This is a genomic window from Streptomyces erythrochromogenes (assembly GCF_036170895.1).
Taxonomy (GTDB): domain Bacteria; phylum Actinomycetota; class Actinomycetes; order Streptomycetales; family Streptomycetaceae; genus Streptomyces; species Streptomyces erythrochromogenes.
On sequence record NZ_CP108036.1, the window covers coordinates 4547102 to 4566169 of the forward strand.

18 protein-coding genes and 1 tRNA gene are annotated in these 19068 nt (G+C 72.7%); 13 read left to right on the forward strand and 6 right to left on the reverse strand.

Features of this window, described 5'->3' with window-relative positions; genetic code table 11:
- Window positions 1–149 precede the first annotated feature (149 nt).
- The gene (locus OHA91_RS20725; protein WP_051893378.1) at window positions 150–1349 is read left to right on the forward strand and encodes a sensor histidine kinase; all 1200 of its coding nucleotides are present in this window, start codon (window positions 150–152) and stop codon (window positions 1347–1349) included.
- Window positions 1350–1390: 41 nt separating this feature from the next.
- Entirely contained in the window at window positions 1391–2071 is a 681-nt protein-coding gene (locus OHA91_RS20730) for a response regulator transcription factor (protein ID WP_030387286.1), read from the forward strand.
- 205 nt (window positions 2072–2276) lie between these two features.
- Here OHA91_RS20730 and OHA91_RS20735 read toward each other — a convergent pair whose 3' ends face one another.
- Window positions 2277–2954, reverse strand: a complete 678-nt coding sequence (locus tag OHA91_RS20735; protein ID WP_031154320.1) for a hypothetical protein — start codon at window positions 2952–2954, stop codon at window positions 2277–2279.
- 627 nt (window positions 2955–3581) lie between these two features.
- On the opposite strand from OHA91_RS20735, the gene OHA91_RS20740 reads away from it, so the two are divergent.
- The 6 genes from OHA91_RS20740 (at window position 3582) to OHA91_RS20765 (ending at window position 9822) form a co-directional block, all read left to right on the forward strand.
- Window positions 3582–4064, forward strand: coding sequence for a CarD family transcriptional regulator (locus tag OHA91_RS20740; protein WP_003953493.1), 483 nt, complete (start codon window positions 3582–3584; stop codon window positions 4062–4064).
- 294 nt (window positions 4065–4358) lie between these two features.
- Window positions 4359–5105, forward strand: a complete 747-nt coding sequence (gene ispD / locus OHA91_RS20745; RefSeq protein ID WP_031154322.1) for a 2-C-methyl-D-erythritol 4-phosphate cytidylyltransferase — start codon at window positions 4359–4361, stop codon at window positions 5103–5105.
- On the forward strand, window positions 5095–5598 hold the full coding sequence (ispF, locus tag OHA91_RS20750; protein ID WP_031154324.1) for a 2-C-methyl-D-erythritol 2,4-cyclodiphosphate synthase: 504 nt from the start codon (window positions 5095–5097) through the stop codon (window positions 5596–5598). The genes ispD and ispF overlap by 11 nt, the downstream gene beginning before the upstream one ends.
- A 93-nt stretch (window positions 5599–5691) precedes the next feature.
- On the forward strand, window positions 5692–7092 hold the full coding sequence (gene cysS, locus OHA91_RS20755) for a cysteine--tRNA ligase (protein ID WP_031154327.1): 1401 nt from the start codon (window positions 5692–5694) through the stop codon (window positions 7090–7092).
- Between the two features lie 101 nt (window positions 7093–7193).
- Window positions 7194–8165, forward strand: a complete 972-nt coding sequence (gene rlmB / locus OHA91_RS20760) for a 23S rRNA (guanosine(2251)-2'-O)-methyltransferase RlmB (RefSeq protein ID WP_031154329.1) — start codon at window positions 7194–7196, stop codon at window positions 8163–8165.
- Between the two features lie 142 nt (window positions 8166–8307).
- Window positions 8308–9822 carry a DoxX family protein gene (locus OHA91_RS20765; RefSeq protein WP_328739730.1) on the forward strand — a complete coding sequence of 505 codons (1515 nt, stop codon included), beginning with the start codon at window positions 8308–8310 and terminating at the stop codon, window positions 9820–9822.
- 165 nt (window positions 9823–9987) lie between these two features.
- On the opposite strand, the gene OHA91_RS20770 is transcribed toward OHA91_RS20765, so the two are convergent.
- The 3 genes from OHA91_RS20770 to OHA91_RS20780 all read right to left on the reverse strand — a co-directional run bounded on the left by OHA91_RS20770 (window position 9988) and on the right by OHA91_RS20780 (window position 12482).
- Entirely contained in the window at window positions 9988–10746 is a 759-nt protein-coding gene (locus OHA91_RS20770) for a nucleotidyltransferase family protein (protein WP_051893379.1), read from the reverse strand.
- A 28-nt stretch (window positions 10747–10774) separates the two neighbouring features.
- Window positions 10775–11188 carry a hypothetical protein gene (locus OHA91_RS20775; protein WP_030771129.1) on the reverse strand — a complete coding sequence of 138 codons (414 nt, stop codon included), beginning with the start codon at window positions 11186–11188 and terminating at the stop codon, window positions 10775–10777.
- 205 nt (window positions 11189–11393) lie between these two features.
- Entirely contained in the window at window positions 11394–12482 is a 1089-nt protein-coding gene (locus tag OHA91_RS20780) for an ABC transporter ATP-binding protein (RefSeq protein WP_266500103.1), read from the reverse strand.
- A gap of 156 nt (window positions 12483–12638) precedes the next feature.
- On the opposite strand from OHA91_RS20780, the gene OHA91_RS20785 reads away from it, so the two are divergent.
- Both OHA91_RS20785 and OHA91_RS20790 read left to right on the forward strand, forming a co-directional pair.
- Window positions 12639–13325 carry a hypothetical protein gene (locus OHA91_RS20785; RefSeq protein ID WP_328739731.1) on the forward strand — a complete coding sequence of 229 codons (687 nt, stop codon included), beginning with the start codon at window positions 12639–12641 and terminating at the stop codon, window positions 13323–13325.
- A 69-nt stretch (window positions 13326–13394) separates the two neighbouring features.
- Window positions 13395–13469, forward strand: a tRNA-Thr gene (locus OHA91_RS20790).
- 57 nt (window positions 13470–13526) lie between these two features.
- Here the strand turns inward: OHA91_RS20790 and OHA91_RS20795 are convergent.
- Window positions 13527–14912, reverse strand: coding sequence for an NAD(P)/FAD-dependent oxidoreductase (locus OHA91_RS20795; RefSeq protein ID WP_328739732.1), 1386 nt, complete (start codon window positions 14910–14912; stop codon window positions 13527–13529).
- 847 nt (window positions 14913–15759) lie between these two features.
- Here OHA91_RS20795 and OHA91_RS20800 point away from each other — a divergent pair.
- Together OHA91_RS20800 and OHA91_RS20805 are read left to right on the forward strand one after the other, a co-directional pair.
- Window positions 15760–16659 (forward strand): aminoglycoside phosphotransferase family protein, encoded by a 900-nt coding sequence (locus tag OHA91_RS20800; protein ID WP_328739733.1) that lies wholly within the window; start codon window positions 15760–15762, stop codon window positions 16657–16659.
- A 19-nt stretch (window positions 16660–16678) separates the two neighbouring features.
- The gene (locus OHA91_RS20805) at window positions 16679–17152 is read left to right on the forward strand and encodes a GNAT family N-acetyltransferase (RefSeq protein ID WP_031158115.1); all 474 of its coding nucleotides are present in this window, start codon (window positions 16679–16681) and stop codon (window positions 17150–17152) included.
- A gap of 14 nt (window positions 17153–17166) precedes the next feature.
- Here OHA91_RS20805 and OHA91_RS20810 read toward each other — a convergent pair whose 3' ends face one another.
- Window positions 17167–18159, reverse strand: coding sequence for a zinc-binding dehydrogenase (locus OHA91_RS20810; protein ID WP_266502579.1), 993 nt, complete (start codon window positions 18157–18159; stop codon window positions 17167–17169).
- Window positions 18160–18261: 102 nt separating this feature from the next.
- On the opposite strand from OHA91_RS20810, the gene OHA91_RS20815 reads away from it, so the two are divergent.
- A complete protein-coding gene (locus OHA91_RS20815; RefSeq protein ID WP_078959653.1) occupies window positions 18262–18936 on the forward strand; it encodes a pentapeptide repeat-containing protein in 675 nt (224 codons plus the stop codon).
- The last annotated feature ends 132 nt before the right edge of the window (window positions 18937–19068 follow it).

A 19068-nucleotide genomic window follows, 5' to 3' on the forward strand; every position in this document is an offset into this window, starting at 1 on the left:
CCACGTTGACACGGTGGGCCGCAAACGCGTCCGACTCCGGCACCACAAGTGAATCAACCCCGTCGCCAGGGTGAACTCTGGGCGACGACTGTTCGAGGTGCCACCCGAACGGCTGTGGAAGTGTCGTCGCGCCTGCTTAACCTGGATCCATGGACGTGAACGCGGCGGTCGCCGCAGCTGCAGCGATCGCCGGTCTTTGCACCGGCGTCATCGCGATGCTGGCGTTCCGCTGGAGCGAGCGCGACCAGGCCCGCCCCACCCGGAGCTCCATGCGCCCCGACATCAACGCGGTGCTGCCGCCCGGCGTGGACACCGTCCTGTCCGTGCTCCGCTCCTCCGCCGTGGTCCTCGACGAGGGCGACGCCGTCGTCAAGGCCTCGTCCGCCGCCTACGCCCTCGGGCTCGTACGCGGCGGCAAGCTGGCCGTGGAGCCCATGCTCCACATGGCCCGCGACACCCGCCGGGACGGGGAGATACGCCAGGTCGAGCTGGACCTGCCCCGCCGCGGTACGGGCCGGGGCGAGGCCCTCGCGGTCTCGGCGCGCGTCGCCCCGCTCGGCTCCCGCCTGGTGCTCCTCCTGGTCGAGGACCTCACCGAGGCCCGCCGCATCGAGGCCGTGCGCCGTGACTTCGTGGCCAACGTGTCCCACGAGCTGAAGACCCCGGTCGGGGCGATCTCCCTGCTGTCCGAGGCCGTCATGGACGCCGCGGACGACCCCGAGGCGGTCAGCCGCTTCGCCGGCCGCATGCAGATCGAGTCGACCCGGCTGATCAACCTCGTGCAGGAGCTCATCGACCTCTCCCGGGTACAGAACGACGACCCGCTGGAGGACGCCGAGCCCGTCCGCGTGGACACGCTGGTCGCCGAGGCCATCGACCGCTGCCGGCACACGGCGTCCTCCAAGCAGATCACCATGGCCGCGGGCGGCACCGCCGACCTGCGCGTCTGGGGCAACCGCGGGCAGCTCGCCGCAGCCCTCGGAAATCTGGTCGAGAACGCCGTCAACTACAGTCCCGCCCGTACCCGCGTCGGCATAGCCGGGCGCCGGGTCGCGGCGCCCGGGGGAGACCTGATCGAGATCGCCGTGACCGACCAGGGCATCGGCATCCCGGAGAAGGACCGCGAGCGCATCTTCGAGCGCTTCTACCGCGTGGACCCGGCCCGCTCCCGCGCCACGGGAGGCACCGGCCTCGGCCTTGCGATCGTGAAGCACGTGGCGGCCTCGCACGGCGGGGAGGTGTCGGTGTGGAGTTCGGAGGGCCAGGGCTCCACTTTCACCCTGCGGCTCCCCGAAGCGGCCGCGTCGTCCCCGGCGGCCGCCCCCCGCACCCACCCGACCCCAGCCTGAACCAGAACCGCTCCAGCCATCCCTGCCCCGGAGGTCCTTCCGTGACCCGAGTGCTCGTCGTCGAGGATGAGGAATCCTTCAGCGACGCCCTGTCCTACATGCTCCGCAAGGAGGGCTTCGAGGTCGCCATCGCGGCGACCGGCCCCGACGGGCTCGACGAGTTCGAGCGCAACGGCGCCGACCTCGTCCTCCTCGACCTGATGCTCCCCGGCCTGCCCGGCACCGAGGTCTGCCGGCAGCTGCGCGGCCGCTCGAACGTGCCCGTGATCATGGTGACCGCCAAGGACAGCGAGATCGACAAGGTCGTCGGGCTGGAGATAGGAGCGGACGACTACGTCACCAAGCCCTTCTCCTCGCGGGAGCTGGTCGCCCGCATCCGCGCGGTCCTGCGCCGCCGCGGCGAGCCGGAGGAGGTCACCCCGGCGGCCCTGGAGGCGGGCCCCGTACGGATGGACGTCGACCGCCACGTGGTCACCGTCGCCGGCGGCAAGGTGGACCTCCCGCTGAAGGAGTTCGACCTGCTGGAGATGCTGCTGCGCAACGCGGGCCGCGTGCTGACCCGCATGCAGCTGATCGACCGGGTCTGGGGCGCCGACTACGTCGGCGACACCAAGACCCTCGACGTCCACGTCAAGCGCCTGCGTGCCAAGATCGAGCCCGACCCGGGCGCGCCGCGCTACCTGGTCACGGTCCGCGGCCTGGGCTACAAGTTCGAGCCGTAAACCGGGACCGGCGTGCCCCTCGGCCGTCGTGCGAGGGGCGCACGCGGGAGGGGTTCGAGCCCGACCCGGGCGCGCCGCGCTACCTGGTCACGGTCCGCGGCCTGGGATACAAGTTCGAGCCGTAAACCGGGACCCGCACGGGAAGGGCCCCCGTCCGCTGGTGCGGACGGGGGCCCTTCCCGTATGCGTACGTGTACGGCGTGCGTCAGTGGCCCGCGGCGTGCGAGGCGGAGCCCGACGGCGCCGCGCCCGCGGCGCCCGAGGGGGAACCGGACGGGCTGCCCGAGGCCGCACCGGCCGGGGAGCCGGACGGGGAGCCCGACGGCGTGCCCGAGGGGCTGCCGGACGGGCTGCCGACCGGGGCCGGGGCCGCGGACGGGCCGAAGCCCGCGTACATGCCGGCCGCCGGGACCACGAAGGCCTGGAGCTCGACGCCGCCCGTGCTGCTCAGCTGGAAGACGACCTTCTGCACGTCGCCGTTCTTGGCGGCCTCGGAGCCGTTCTCGATCACGGCGGAGGCGTTGTCCTTGCCGCCGAGCACCACGGAGCCGCCGGCCGGCACGGTGATCTTGCCGGCGCCTCCGGCCGGCTTCAGCACGACCTTGCCCTTGCCATCCGCAAGAGTGATGCCGTCAAGCGTCTGTGCCTTGGTGCCGTTGTTGAAGACGGTCGCCGAGACGACGGCCGGGCCCTTCTTGTCCTTCTCGCCCTGGGTGATCACCAGAGCGTTCTGGATCTCGATGTCGCCCTTGGTGGCGGCGGCATTGTCCGGCTTGATCTGGAGAGTCTGCGCGTCGTTGCCCGCACCGCATGCGGCCAGCGAGGCGATCGAGAACACGACGGCAGTGGCGGCGAGGGCGCCGCGTCGAAGGCTGCGGCTCACGGCGGCGGCAACTCCTTGGACGAACGGAACGGAAGGGTGGGCTCTCCCGGCAACCGCTGGGAGGTACCCCCGGAGAGGCCGAGGTAAAGCCGCTCTAAGGGTGTGTCAGCGCGCTTAGGTTACCGAGCCGCCGCCCCGCCCCCGCACCCGACCCTCCGCAGGGCGGCCGCCGCCCTGGGGGTGGTCCCCGATCTTGCATTCCGCCCGGCGTTCGCCTTGCCGTTCCCCTCGCCGATCATGTGGCGCTCGCATATCGTGCGACCGCCGTCCGTTGATCAATTCCGGGATTCCCCCGAACGCCACTCGGTGATCAATTCCGGATTGGGCCGGAACCGGCTCCCGTACGGGTGCTCGCCAGCCGAACGGAGCAGTTGGGTTTCGCGACTCTCAACCCGGCAAAACGGGACGTACGTCACACTGGTGGGGGTGTGGAGCGGGTGTAGCGTGGCCCTTTCGCCCGGTCCGCGCAGCGCCCCCGACCTGCGAATACCCCCTTCCGGAAGCCTTCCGCAGCACGTTCCTGTTGCTGTTGTCAAGCCCCGAGATGTGCCCTGACCTGCGAAAACGCCATTCATAACAGTCAGTTCTCGTGTTACCCTGGATAGCCACGGAAGGGGTACCTGTCACATGACGTTCAAGGTTGGCGACACCGTGGTCTATCCCCATCACGGGGCCGCGCTGATCGAGGCCATTGAGACTCGCCAGATCAAAGGCGTGGACAAGACCTACTTGGTGCTCAAGGTCGCCCAGGGCGACCTGACGGTTCGTGTGCCTGCGGACAATGCGGAGTTCGTCGGCGTTCGCGACGTAGTCGGCCAGGACGGGCTGGACCGGGTCTTCGAGGTGCTTCGTGCACCGTATGCAGAAGAGCCGACGAACTGGTCCCGGCGCTACAAGGCAAATCTGGAGAAGCTCGCTTCTGGCGATGTCATCAAGGTCGCCGAAGTGGTGCGTGACCTGTGGCGTCGTGAGCGCGAGCGCGGGCTCTCCGCGGGCGAGAAGCGCATGCTCGCGAAGGCGCGCCAGATCCTGGTCAGCGAGCTCGCGCTCGCTGAGAACACGAACGAGGACAAGGCCGAGGCCCTCCTCGACGAGGTTCTCGCGTCCTGACGCGAGGCCCCGTGCACGGTGTGCACAGCTTGCCGCGGTGCCCGATGACAAGGTCTCTCCTCCACGAGAGGCCTGTTGCCGGGCGCTGCGGCATGTCTGTATCCGTACCTCTTGCGTACTCGTACCCGTCATCGTGAACCGTACTCGTACTTCTCACTGGCGTGCCGGGTCCGGGCAGCCTGCTCGACCGGTCGTCACGGAAGGGGCGAGGGCGTCGCACCCGGCACCCTTCAGGCCATACCCATGTCGGCCGAAGTCACAAACCTGGCTCGGAAACCTGGCTCGGAGCTACTGATGTCTGATGTAACGCGCCCCCGCCGCACCGCCGCGGTGATCCCGGCCGCGGGCCGCGGAGTACGCCTCGGCCCCGGTGCCCCCAAGGCGCTGCGGGCCCTCGGCGGCACCCCGATGCTCGTGCACGCCGTCCGCGCGATGGCCCGCTCCCGTGCGGTGTCCGTCGTGGTGGTCGTCGCCCCGGCCGCCGAAGCGGCAGAGGTGCGCCTCCTGCTGGGCGAGCACGCGCTGCCCGAGCGGACCGAGGTCCTCGTCGTCCCGGGCGGGGAGACCCGCCAGGAGTCCGTACGGGCCGGCCTGGACGCGCTGCCGCAGGACGTCACTTCCGTACTCATCCACGACGCGGCCCGCCCGCTCGTCCCGGTGGACACCGTGGACGCCGTCGTCGAGGCGGTGCGCGACGGCGCCCGCGCCGTGGTGCCCGCGCTCCCGCTGGCCGACACCGTCAAGGAGGTCGAGCCCGGCAAGCCGGGCGAGCCCGAGCCGGTCGTCGCCACGCCCGATCGGGCCCGCCTGCGCGCCGTGCAGACCCCGCAGGGCTTCGACCTCGCCACGCTCCTGGAGGCGCACGCCGCGATCGCCGTCGCCGGCGAGGGCGCCACCGACGACGCCGGCATGGTGGAGCGCCTCGGCGTCCCCGTCGTGGTGATCCCGGGACACGAAGAGGCCTTCAAGGTCACCCGACCGCTCGACCTGGTCCTCGCAGAGGCCGTACTCGCCCGCAGGAGGGCCAACGATGGGTTCTAGCTTCGACGCCGCGCTGATCCCGCTCGTCGGGATCGGCACCGACGTGCACGCCTTCGAGACCGGCCGCGAACTGTGGTGCGCCGGCCTGCTCTGGGAGGGGGAGGACGGTCTCGCCGGGCACTCCGACGGCGACGTCGCCGCGCACGCCGCCTGCGACGCCCTCTTCTCGGCCGCCGGAGTCGGCGACCTCGGCGCGCACTTCGGCACCTCCCGCCCCGAGTGGTCCGGCGCCGCCGGTGTCACCCTGCTGGCGGAGGCCGCCCGGATCGTGCGCGTGGAGGGCTTCGAGATCGGCAACATCGCCATCCAGGTGATCGGCGTACGCCCGAAGATCGGCAAGCGGCGCGAAGAGGCACAGAAGGCGCTCGCGGCCGCCGCGGGCGCCCCCGTCTCCGTATCGGGCACCACCACCGACGGACTGGGCCTCACCGGCCGGGCCGAGGGCCTCGCCGCCATCGCCACCGCCCTCGTGTACCGGACGAACCGGGCCTGAACGCCCGCGGAGACGGCACATCTTCGGCAACAAAGCGGCCCCGCGCCCCCAAAGGTCGCGGGGCACTGCTACAGGCGCACTACCCTGGATGCCGTGACTATTCGCCTGTACGACACCAGCGCCCGGCAGATCCGCGACTTCATCCCGCTCGTTCCGGGCTGCGTCTCGATCTACCTCTGTGGCGCCACCGTGCAGGCGGCCCCGCACATCGGGCACATCAGGTCCTACCTGAACTTCGACGTCATGCGCCGCTGGTTCGCGTACCGCGGCTACGACGTCACCTTCATCCGCAACGTCACCGACATCGACGACAAGATCATCACGAAGTCGGCCGAGCAGGGCCGCCCCTGGTGGTCCATCGGCTACGACAACGAGCAGGCCTTCAACAACGGGTACGACGCCCTCGGCTGCCTGCGGCCCACCTACGAGCCGCGCGCCACGGGCCACGTCCCCGAGATGATCGAGATGATGCGCGGCCTGATCGAGCGCGGCCACGCCTACGAGGCCGACGGCAACGTCTACTTCGACGTGCGCTCGTTCCCCGGCTACCTGAGCCTGTCCAACCAGGAGCTCGACAACCTGCTCCAGCCCTCCGGCGAGGGCGAGACGGGCAAGCGCGACCCCCGCGACTTCGCCATGTGGAAGTCCGCCAAGCCGGGCGAGCCGTCCTGGGAGACCCCGTGGGGCCGCGGCCGTCCGGGCTGGCACCTCGAATGCTCCGCCATGGCCCACAAGTACCTCGGCGAGGCCTTCGACATCCACGGCGGCGGGCTCGACCTGATCTTCCCGCACCACGAGAACGAGATCGCCCAGGCCAAGGCCTTCGGCGACGCGTTCGCGAACTACTGGGTCCACAACGCCTGGGTGACCATGTCCGGCGAGAAGATGTCCAAGTCCCTCGGGAACTCGGTCCTCGTCTCCGAGATGGTCAAGCAGTGGCGCCCGGTCGTCCTGCGCTACTACCTCGGCACCCCGCACTACCGGTCGATGATCGAGTACAGCGAGGAGGCGCTGCGCGAGGCCGAGTCGGCCTTCGCCCGCATCGAGGGCTTCATCCAGCGCGTGGTGGAGAAGGCCGGCGGCCCCGTCGAGGCCGCGAAGGAGGTCCCGCCCGCCTTCGCCGAGGCCATGGACGACGACCTCGGCGTGCCGCAGGCGCTCGCCATCGTCCACACCACCGTCCGCCAGGGCAACAGCGCGCTCGCCGCCGACGACAAGGACGGGGCCATCGCGCGCCTGTCCGAGGTGCGGGCCATGCTGGGCGTCCTCGGTCTGGACCCGCTCGACCCGCACTGGGCCGGCGAGGCCGACCGCGGCGAGGACCTCCACGGAGCCGTCGACACCCTCGTACGCCTCGTCTTGGAGCAGCGCGAGTCCGCCCGCGCCCGCAAGGACTGGGCGACCGCCGACGCCATCCGCGACCAGCTCCAGCAGTCCGGTCTGGTCATCGAGGACAGCCCGACGGGTCCGCGCTGGACGCTCGGCCCCCGCTGAGCCCCCGGCACCCGGAGCAGTCCGACTGTGCCGCCCGGCCTCCCGGGCGGCACACTCTTCATACGTACATATCGCAGCACCAACGAAAACAGGTAGAGGTCATGGCCGGGAACAGCCAGCGCAGGAACCGCCGCACGTCCAACAAGAAGGGCGCCACGGTCGGCAGCGGTGGCCAGCGGCGCAAGGGCCTGGAAGGCAAGGGCCCCACGCCCAAGGCCGAGGACCGCAAGAAGCACAAGGCGAACCGCATCGCCAACGCCATGGCCCGTCAGGCCGCCAAGCGCCGCCCGGCCCCCCGCCGCGGCGGCCCCAAGGGCACCAGCGAGATGGTCGTCGGCCGCAACCCGGTCTTCGAGGCGCTGCGCGACGGCGTCCCCGCCACCACCCTCTACGTGCAGCAGTTCATCGACAACGACGAGCGCGTCCGCGAGGCGCTCCAGCTCGCCAGCGAGCGCGGCAACATCAACCTGATGGAAGCCCCGCGCCCCGAGCTCGACCGCATGACCAACGGGCTCAACCACCAGGGCCTCGTCCTCCAGGTCCCGCCGTACGAGTACGCGCACCCCGAGGACCTCACCGACGCCGCCTACGACAACGGCGAGGACCCGCTCATCGTCGCCCTCGACGGTGTCACCGACCCGCGCAACCTCGGCGCGATCGTCCGCTCCGTCTCCGCCTTCGGCGGCCACGGCGTGGTCATCCCCGAGCGCCGCGCCGCCGGCATGACCGCCGGTGCCTGGAAGACCTCGGCCGGCACCGCCGCCCGTACGCCGGTCTCCCGCGTCACCAACCTCACCCGCGCCCTGCAGGAGTACAAGAAGGCCGGCATCGCCATCGTCGGCCTCGCGGCCGAGGGCACGCACGAGGTGCAGGACCTGGAGGCGCTCGGCGGCCCGGTCGTCATCGTCGTCGGCTCCGAGGGCAAGGGCCTCGGCCGCCTCGTCGGCGAGAACTGCGACTACCTCGTGCGCATCCCGATGCCGGGCGGCGCCGAGTCCCTCAACGCCGGTGTGGCCGCGGGCGTCGTGCTGTACGAGGCGGCCCGCCGCCGTACCGCACAGCCCCGCACCTGATCGCCTTGATCCACTTGGCTCACCGCATATGACCCGTGAGCGTGTCACCCCGCCCGTTTAGGGCGGGGTGGCTTGATCTTGACGGGTCTCGGACAGATCCCTGATGTCAAGGCAGTGTCCTAAACACTGATCACTCGGTTAGATGAGTGTGGACACCAGAACGTCAGGGTTCGACGACCAGCCCGCGCTGAGCATGGTCAAGGTGCCGTGCGACCCCGCACAGGTCATCGTCAACCACGCCAGCTTCCGCGTGCGGCTCGCACCGAGCCCGAGCGCGCGTTCCAAGCCCGCGAAGGCCCCCGGCCGCGCGCCCGTCCTGGGCGGCGCCGTGGTGGCCGCCGCCGGGGCCACCCGCCGCCGGGCCCCCGTGGTCTGGAGCGGCAAGTCCGACACCGGCGACGCCGCCGCGGCCATGGGCGGACTGCTCCAGGCCGTGCGCGGCCACGACGAGTACGACGGCGGCGCCACCCAGGTCATCCCGCGCATCGACCTGGACCACGACCTCGCCGAGGACACCCTGGCCACGCCGACCGTCATCGGCCAGCGCAGCTACGGGGACCCCGCCGAGACCCGCCCCCTGGCCGCCGTACGGGACCTCCCGTACGAGCATCCGCACGGCCCCGGGGCCGGTCCCGTGCCGGACGCCCGGCGCCCGGCCGCCGACAACCGCGGCCAGGCCTCCTACTACCCCGGCCGCCGGATGAACCTCGGCGTCGTGCTGCTCCCGCTGCGCGTCTTCCTCGGCTTCATCTCCATCTACGCCGGCATGGGCAAGCTGTGCGACCCCGTCTACTTCGACGGCGGCGAGCGCGGCTCCATGGTCACCTGGCTGCACACCCTGACCCCGTGGGCGCTGGCCGAGCCGCTGCGCGACTTCGCGCTGGCGCACCCGGTCGGTGCGGGTCTCAGCGTGGCCTTCCTCCAGGTCATCGTCGGCGTGCTGACGGTCTTCGGCCTGTGGCAGCGGTTCGCCGCCTGCTTCGGGGCGCTGCTGTCCGCCGCACTGCTGATGACGGTGAGCTGGAAGACCGTCCCGGCCTACGACGCGCCCGACATCATCTACCTCGCCGCCTGGAGCCCGCTGATCATCGCGGGCGCGCCGGTCTACTCCCTCGACGGGCGGCTCGCCGGCGAAGCCTGGCGCACCCTCGGGCCGCGCTCCGAGGTCTGGCGCCTGCGCCGGCGCGTGCTGCGGCGCGGCGCCGTCATGGCGACCGTGGTGTGCGGGCTCACCCTGCTCATCGGCTCGCTCCTGGGCGGCGCCGTCCGTTCCACCACCGTGGTCACCGTCCCCGGTCCCGGCGAGGCCCCCAGCAACTACCTGCCGGGCCGCCCGCTGCCGCAGGCGCCGGCCAGGCAGCAGCCCGCGCAGCAGCAGCCGACCCGGCAGTCGTCGCCGACGCCCTCCCCGTCCGAGCCTTCCGCCAAGGCCGGGAAGACCGCTTCGGGCGCGCCCTCCCGGGAGACGGCGGGTGCGGGTTCCGAGTCGCCCACCGCGACCCGGGGCAGCACGACCGGCAAGCAGCAGACCCCGCGCAGCACCCCCCGCCAGTCGACGGCGCCGAAGTCGCCGTCCTCCTCGTCGGGCAGCAGCACCCGCGGGGGCGGCACCGCTCCGACCAAGCAGCCCGGCCTGATCGGCGGGCTCATCGGCTGAGCCCTCCGCCAGGGGCCGGCACGCAGGGGCCCGGTACGCGCGAGCGTGCCGGGCCCCTGCGGTGTGTCGGGGAGGTGCGCAAGGGGGTGCGGATGGCAGGGCGCCGGGTACGGAAGGCGGAGCGCCGGGTACGGAAGGCAGGATGCCGCGAGGTCCGTGCGGGCCTCAGGGGCCCTTCTGCGCCGCCAACTCCCGTGCGGCCTCGGTGAGGTCCTTGGCCGTGTCGATCGCCCGCCAGTAGGCGCCCTGGGGCAGCGGGAAGCCCGCCAGCCGCCGCTCCCGCGCCAGCCGCGGGAAGGTGGTGCGCTCGTGGTCCCCCAAATCCGGGAGCAGAGCGGCGAATTCGGGCCCGAAGACGTACACGCCGGCGTTCACCGGGTAGGGCGACAGCGGGGCCTCGATGAAGTCCAGTACGTGCCCGAACTCGTTGGTCTCCACCACCCCCCACGGGATCCGCGGCCGGGCCAGCGCGAGCGTCGCGACCGCCCCGCGCTCGTCGTGGAAGGCGGCCATCTCGCGGAGCGAGAAACGGGTCCAGACGTCGCCGTTCGTCGCGTACCAGGCCCCTTCGGGGTCCGGGAGGTGCCGTGCGGCGTACTTCAGTCCGCCGCCGCGCCCCAGCGGCTCCTCCTCGACCACCGTGGTCACGCGCAGCGGCAACGGCGCCTCGGCCAGCCACTCCTGGAGCACCCCGGCGAGGTGCCCGCACGAGACGACGGCGTCGGTGACCCCCTCGGCCGCCAGCCAGGCCAGCTGGTGCCCGATGATCGGCAGCCCGGTCCCCGGGATCTCGACCATCGGCTTGGGGCGGTCGTCGGTGTACGGACGCAGCCGCGAACCCTGGCCGCCCGCCAGGACGACTGCCTGGGTGGGTGCGGCGGGGAACGCGGCTGCGGAGGAGGCGGATCGGGGGTCGTCGGTCATGGCGGCCAGCGTAGGGACGGGGTGCGTGTCAGCCCATGGAGGCGACGCCGGATGCGTACGAGGTGTCGCAGACGGGGCGGGCGAACGATTGGGCCTTCGTCGGGCCGTACGCCTCGACGGCGGCGCGTCCGAGCGCCCGGGCGATCCCCACGCAGTGCTCGGCGAGCGACGGCCGGCGGTTCACCTCCTGCTGGAGGTGGGTCAGGACGTCGTCCGGCTCCTGGCCCTGCTGCAGTTCGCCGACGAGCTGCGTGCGCAGGACCTCGTGGGCGGCGCGTGGCTTCGCGGGCGTGGAGACGCCTTCGGCGGAAGCGGTCACGAGCTGGGAGGAGGAAGTGTCCGCCCAGGGGACCATCGTGACCGCGAGGGTCCCGGACAGGACCAGGACGACGGGCAGGACCAGGGCGAGGGAACGGCCGATACGGCGGGCAGTGTGGGTCACGAGGGCGAGAGTAGCGCTCGGTGAAGATTTGGCGACATTTAGTCACCCTGTCGGGGGATGGTTCGACGTGGCTTTTCGAATTCCGGGTTGACGACCCCGCCCGAATGGCCCGGTCTGCCGGGGTTCCTGCGGGATGTCCTCCGGCAACGAACGGCGGAGGGGCGCCCCTTGGCGGGACGCCCCTCCAACCTCCGTGCCGGTACGACTAGTCGGACAGTCGCTGCCCGGAAGAGGTCGAGAAGACGTGGATCTCGTCGGCCCGCGGCACGATGTGCAGGCTGGAGCCCTTCTCCGGGACCTGGCGGCCGCCCACGCGGACGACGAGGTCCTGCGAGCCCTCGGCGGCCGAGGTGGAGCCGTAGACGTAGCCGTCGGCGCCGAGCTCCTCGACGACGTTCACCGTGATGGTCAGACCGCCGGTCTCGGCGACGTCGAAGTGCTCCGGGCGGACGCCGACCGTGACGGTGCGGTCGCCCGCGTCGGCCGCGGTGGACAGCGCGGCGCGCGACACCGGGACGACGCTGTCGCCGAACTTCACGCCGCCGTCGGTGATCGGGACCTCGACCAGGTTCATGGCCGGGGAGCCGATGAAGCCGGCGACGAAGAGGTTCGCGGGGCGGTCGTACATGTTGCGCGGGGTGTCGACCTGCTGCAGCAGACCGTCCTTGAGCACCGCCACCCGGTCGCCCATGGTCATGGCCTCGACCTGGTCGTGGGTGACGTAGACGGTGGTGATGCCGAGGTCGCGCTGGAGGGCGGCGATCTGCGTACGCGTCGACACGCGGAGCTTGGCGTCGAGGTTCGACAGCGGCTCGTCCATCAGGAACACCTGCGGCTTGCGCACGATCGCGCGGCCCATGGCGACGCGCTGGCGCTGGCCGCCGGAGAGCGCCTTCGGCTTGCGGTCCAGGTACTGGGTGAGGTCGAGCATCTTCGCCGCGTCCTCCACCTTCCTGCGGATGGTGGCCTTGTCCTCGCCGGCGATCTTGAGCGCGAAGCCCATGTTGTCGGCGACGGTCATGTGCGGGTAGAGCGCGTAGTTCTGGAACACCATCGCGATGTCCCGGTCCTTGGGCGGCAGGTGGGTGACGTCGCGGTCACCGATGCGGATGGCGCCGCCGTTGACGTCCTCCAGGCCGGCGAGCATGCGCAGCGAGGTGGACTTGCCGCAGCCGGAGGGGCCGACGAGGACGAGGAACTCGCCGTCCTCGATCTCCAGCTCCAGCTGGTCGACGGCGGGCTTGTCGCCGCCCGGGTACAGACGAGTCGCCTTGTCGAAGGTGACAGAAGCCATGGTGATGAATCCCTTCTACCGGCAGGAACGTGCCGGACGATCCGAGTGGAAGGTCTAGTCCAGAAACCGGACTCCGCCCGACGCTACCTCCCACGACGGCGTCTGTCAGCACCGCGGCCGTGTGGGATTGTCGGCGCGGCCTGCTTCGATGCGCCCATGAGCGTGTACGAGATCCTCCCGGTCCTCCCCGACGTCCCGGCCCTGCGGGACCGCTGCCGGGCCCTGGCCGTGCTGGAGGCGGTGATGGACCCCCGGGACCCGTTCTTCGCGTACGCCGCCGACTGGTCCGAGACGGAGGAGGTCGCCCTGATGGACAACGGCTCCGGCGACGACTACGCCGTCGTCTTCTCGGCGGCGGGCGCGTACGCGCGCGGCTTCGCCCACGAATCCCGGATGAGCCCGTGGGGCGGCGAGGACGTCGAGGTCTGGCCGGGGCTGGTCGACGACGTGCCCGAGGTGTTCCGCCCGTACGTGACGGAGCCGGCGTTCTGCGACGACGACGGCGACGGACCCGTCCCGCGGGTCACGGTGGTGTTCTGGCGGGAGGCGGCGGACGGGGCCTGGCGCACGGGACCGGTGGAGATCCCCGAGGGGCCCGGCGGCTACGGCGACGGTGCCCGGGACCTCTTCGAGGTGCTCGCGGCGGGCACCCCGGAGGCCTACCGCGACTTCGCCGAGGACTACCACGAGCGGTCCGTGGACCTGGACGCGATCCGTCACGTGTTCGCCCTGCGCCCCCTCACGGGTGACGTGGTCGGGGCCCTGAACCCGGAGGCGGACCCCGGGGTCGTGGCGGGAGCGGTGGCGGCCACGGGGTACCCAGTGGAGGGCCGGCGAATGTGATGGCAGGGGGATTCGCGCGCTGTGTAGAGTGATGGCGGCTTCGCTCGCAGTACTCGGCGGGTGTTCCGTGCCTCCTTAGCTCAGTCCGGCCAGAGCAACGCACTTGTAATGCGTAGGTCGTCGGTTCGAATCCGACAGGGGGCTCCGGCAGTGGAAGGCCCCGGGCGATCGTCCGGGGCCTTCCGGCGTTTTCGGGCTCCGTCAGTGGCGGCCCGAGATGCGGTCGGCCAGGCGGGCCAGGGGGGCCGTCGTCGGGGTGTGGGTGGCCGCCTCCCGGCGGTCCGCCTCGCGGTAGGCGGCGTAGAGGGCCTGCACGCCGAGCCAGCGCAAGGGCTCCGGCTCCCAGCGGCGGACGCGGTGGTTCACCCACGGCAGGGTGGTCAGCTCGGTGGACTCGCCGAGGACCAGGTCGCGCAGGGTGCGGCCGGCCAGGTTGGCGGTGGCGACGCCCGAGCCGACGTACCCGCCCGCCCAGCCCACGCCCGTGGTGCGGTCCAGGGTGACGGTGGCGCACCAGTCGCGCGGCACGCCGAGGACGCCCGACCAGGCGTGGGTGATCTCCGTACCGGCGAGGACCGGGAAGAAGGAGAAGAGGAGGTCGCGGAGGGAGTCGACGGTGGCCGGCTGGGTGCGGCCGTCGTTGTCGGTGCGCGAGCCGAAGCGGTACGGGACCCCGCGCCCGCCGATCGCGATCCGGTCGTCGGCGGTCCGCTGCGCGTACATGTACGCGTGGGCCATGTCGCCCAGGACCTCCCGGCCCGACCAGCCGAGCTGCGCCCAGGTCTCGGCGGGCAGCGGGGCGGTCGCGATCATCGAGGAGTTCATCGGGAGCCACGACCGCTTCTGGCCCTTGAGGGCGGCGGTGAAGCCCTCCGTGCAGCGAAGGACGTGCGGGGCGCGGACCGTGCCGTAGGGGGTGACCGCCTTCCCCGCGGAGATCTCCGTTACCGGGGTGGATTCGTGGATCACCACGCCGAGGCGTTCGCAGGCCTCGGCCAGGCCCCTGAGCAGCTTGAGGGGGTGGATGCGGGCGCCGTGCGGGCTCCAGCTGGAGCCGACGGCGTCGGCGATGTCGATGCGCGTGCGGGTGGCGGCGGCGTCGTGGAGCTCGCGGTCGGTCTCGCCGAAGGCGAGCTCCGCGGCGTGGAAGGCCTTGAGGCGGCCGAGCTGGGCCGGGGTACGGGCGACTTCGAGGACGCCGCCGCGGTGGATGCCGGCGTCGATGCCCTCCTTGGCGGCGACGTCGATGACCTCGGTGACGGTGGCGTTCATGGCCTGCTGGAGGCGCCGGGCGGCCTGCCGGCCGTGGAGGGCGGCGTAGCGGTCGCGGCCGGCGATGCCGTTGTAGAGCCAGCCGCCGTTGCGGCCGGAGGCGCCGTAGCCGCAGAACTTCTGCTCCAGGACGGTGACGCGCAGGTCGGGGGCGGCCTGCTTCATGTAGTAGGCGGTCCACAGGCCGGTGTAGCCGCCGCCGACGATGACGACGTCGGCCGTGGTGTGGGCGGTGAGGGGCGTGCGGGGTGGGGTGGCCGGGGTGGTGCCGTGGTCGGTCGCGTACCAGAAGGAAATGCCGCCGTTGATCGTCATGGGGGAGTTGCTACACCCTTTCCCTCACGGCGTGCCAGGGACGGGATGTCGCGCGGCGGGGCCCGACGGTTTGCCGGATGACGGTTGCCCTGCGGTGCCCCTGCGGGGGGCTTGGCGGTGTTCGGGGTGGGGTGCCCCTGCGGGGGCTTGGCGGTGTGTGGGGGTGGGGTGGTGCCCCGCACGAGGGTCTCCTCGGCTCGGCGCGTGCGGGTGTGTCGCGGCCGGGCGGCCTGGGTTGCGCGCTCGTCCTGCGGGGACCCTCCTGCGTGTCCCCACCCCACGGCAGCGCTCCGGAAGTGCCAGGGATCCCCTTTGCGTGTCCGGGGCCGAGGGGAGTGGGGACGTGGCGGGGTGTCCCCGCAGGACGAGCGCGCGACCACCGGGTACGGCCGAGACACCCCGCACGCGCCGAGCCGAGGAGACACCCCGGCGGCGGCCCCGCTCCCCGAACGGACCGACCCCGCCCCGCCGAGCACCCCGCAGGGGCCCGGCGGCGGCCCCACTCCCCGAACGGACCGACCCCGCCCCGCCCAACACCCCGCAGGGGCCCGGCCGAGCCGAGGAGACACCCCGGCGGCGGCCCCGCTCCCCGAACGGACCGACCCCGCCCCGCCCAACACCCCGCAGGGGCCCGGCCGAGCACCCCGCAGGGGCCCGGTGGCGGCCCCGCTCCGATCCCGCCGAGCCGCCCGCAGGGCACCCCGCAGGGGCCCGGTGGCGGGCTCACCGCGCCGACCGGTCCGACAGGGCCGCACCATTTCAGCCTCGCCGGCGTTTGAGGCGCGGGTCCGGGCAGCGCCCGGAAACGGTCGGCCAGGCCGACACCGCAGGGCGATAGCGTCGACCCATGGTCGAGATCGCGGAGATTCCGGACGGGCTGGTCGAGGCGCAGGTCGGGTTCAACGGCGATGCCGGACGGGAGTTCATCGCCGCGTTGCCCGCGCGGGCGGCGGAGTTCCTGGAGCGGTGGGGGTTGCGCCGCACCGGGCCGGTGATGCACGGGGTGACGGCCCTGGTGCTGCCGGTGGAGCGGGCCGACGGCAGCGGGGCCGTGCTGAAGCTGGTGGCGCTCGACGAGGAGTGCGTGGGGGAGCCGGTCGCGCTGCGCGCCTGGGACGGGGACGGCTGCGTACGGCTGCTGGACCACGACGCGGACACCGGCACGCTGCTGCTGGAGCGGCTGGACGCGGGGCACGACCTGGCGGACCTCGCGCGGCGCGATGCGCGGCAGGCGGTGCGGGTGATCGGGGAGTTGCTGGCGCGGCTGACGGCGGTGCCCGCTCCGGCGGGGCTGCGCGGGCTCGGGGACATGGCCGCGGCGATGCTGGAGGAGGTGCCGCAGGCGCTGGAGCGGCTGGTGGACGAGCGGGACCGGCGGCTGCTGCGGGACTGCGCGGCCGCGGTCGCGGAGGTGGCGGGCGAGCCCGGGGACCGGCTGCTGCACTGGGACCTGCACTACGAGAACGTGCTCGCGGGCGGCCGGGAGCCCTGGCTGGCGATCGACCCGAAGCCGCTGGCCGGCGATCCCGGCTTCGACCTGATGCCGGCGATCATCAACAACTTCCGTGCGGAGGACGTGCGGTGGCGGTTCGACCTGCTGACGGAGGCGGCCGGGCTGGACCGGGAGCGGGCGCGGGCCTGGACGCTGGGCCGGGTGCTGCAGAACTGCCTGTGGGACGTGGAGGACGGCGAAGAGCGGCTGGACGACGAGCAGTTGGCGGTGGCACAGCTGCTGCTGGGGCGGTGATCCGCCCTAGGCTGCGGGCATGATCCGTAACGCCGAAGCCGCCGATGTCCCCGTCATCCACGCGATGATCCGTGAGCTCGCGGAGTACGAGAAGGTGCCGCACGAGGCGCGGGCAACCGAAGAGCAGTTGCGGGAGGCGCTGTTCGGCGAGCGCCCTGCGGTGTTCGCGCACGTCGCGGAGACGGACGAGGGGGAGGCGGTCGGCTTCTCGGTGTGGTTCCTGTCCTTCTCCACGTGGCGCGGTGTGCACGGCATCTACCTGGAGGACCTGTACGTACGGCCGGGCGTGCGCGGTGGCGGCCACGGCAAGGCACTGCTGGCGGAGCTGGCGCGTACGTGCGTCGAGCGCGGCTACGAGCGGCTGGAGTGGTCGGTGCTGAAGTGGAACGCGCCGACCATCGCCTTCTACGAGGCCCTGGGCGCGCGGCCGCAGGAGGAGTGGTCGGTGTACCGGCTGACAGACGGTGCGCTGGCCGCGCTCGGCCGGGCGTAGGCCGGGGCCAGCGGTCAGGGTTCGAGGACGACCTTGCCCGTGGTGGCACGGGTCTCCAGGTCGTGGTGGGCTTCGGCGGCTCGGGCTAGGGGGTAGCGGGTCAGGGCGGGGCGGAGGCGGCCGGCGGCGGCCTCGGCGAGGGCGCGGGTCTCCAGGAGGCGCAGGGGGTCTTCGCCGCCGGCCCGCTGGAGCATGGCGGGGCCCAGTACGCCCCGGGTGGTGATGCCGCGGGCGGTGAGGTCGGCGCGTTCGGCGTCGGTGAGGTCGAGGGGGCCGCCGGACCAGCCGAAGACGAGGTGCCGGCCGCCGGGTGCGAGCAGGCCGAGCGCGGCGCGGGCGGTCGCTCCGCCGACGGAGTCGAAGAGGACGGTGGCGCCGTCGGGGTGGCGGGCGCGGACGGCTTCGGGCCAGGCGGGGTCGGTGTAGTCGAGGGCGAGGTCGGCGCCGTTCGCGGCGGCGACGGCGGTCTTGGCGGCTCCGCCGGCGAGGGCGACGACGGTGGCGCCGGCGTTCTTCGCGTACTGGACGAGCAGGGTGCCGATGCCGCCGGCGGCGGCGGGGACGAGGGCGACGGAGCCGGGTCCGAGGTCGGCGAACTGGAGGATCCCGAGGGCGGTGCGGCCGGTCCCGATCATGGCGACTGCCCGGGCGGCGTCGAGGCCGTCGGGTACGGGGTGCAGCCGGGCCGCGTCGGCGACGGCGTACTCGGCGTAGCCGCCGGGGGCGAAGCCGAGGTGGACGACGACGTCGCGGCCGAGCCAGGCGGGGTCGGTGCCGGGGCCGAGGGCGTCGACGGTGCCGGCGACCTCGCGGCCGGGGACGGTCGGGAGCTCGGGGAGCGGGGCGGGCGGTCCCTGGATGCCTTGGCGGAGGCTGGTGTCGAGGAGGTGGACGCCGGCGGCGGCGACGGCGATGCGGACCTGGCCGGGGGCGGGGACGGGGACGGCGGTGCGTTCGTGGGTGAGGTTCTCGGCGGGGCCGAAGGCGTGGAGGCGGACCGCGTTCATGGTGGCGTGCGTGTCGGTGGGCATGGACCCAGGCTGCGACCTGGAGTTCGGTTGAGGTCAAGGGCGCGGGCCGTTGTCAGTGCGGTCGGTCACGATGGGGGCATGGTGCGAAGCGGGCGGCAGCAGTCGGTGAAGGCGGCGCGGAGACCGGAGCTGCGGCTCCCGGAGCTGGCGCCCTGGGACGGGCGGGAGCTGGAGCCGGACGGGGACTACGACGGGCTGGAGTTCGCGGACCTGGACCTGGCGGGGCAGGAAGGGGTGGGGGCCCGGTTCATGGACTGCGCGGTGCGGCGCTGCGCGCTGGACGAAGCGGGGCTGGCGAAGGCGCGGATCCTGGATTCGGTGCTGGAAGGGGTCCGCGGGGTGGGGACCGACCTGTCGGGGGCCTCGCTGCGGGACGTGGAGCTGGTGGACGCGCGCCTGGGCGGGGTGCAGTTGCACGGGGCCGGGCTGGAGCGGGTGGTGGTCCGGGGCGGCAAGATCGATTACCTGAACCTGCGGAAGGCGCGGCTGCGTGACGTGGTCTTCGAGGGGTGCGTGCTGGTGGAGCCGGACTTCGGGGGCGCGGTGCTGGAACGGGTGGAGTTCCGGGACTGCGCGCTGCGCGGGGTGGACTTCAGCGGGGTCCGGATGGCGGACGTGGATCTGCGGGAGGCCGCCGTACTGGAGATCGCGCGGGGGGTGGACGCGCTGGCCGGGGCGGTGATCAGCCCGGCGCAGCTGTTCGACCTGGCTCCGGCGCTCGCTTCCCAGCTGGGGGTGCGCGTGGTGCCGTAGGCGGGGTGTCCGTGGTTCGGGCGCGGTGCCGTTGCGGGGGCGGGGCGGGCGCGGGTGGCTGTGGCGAATGGCCGAGCCGTCGGTGTCCCGACGGGCGGGATGCCGGGGCGGGTGCCTAACGTGCTGGCAGAC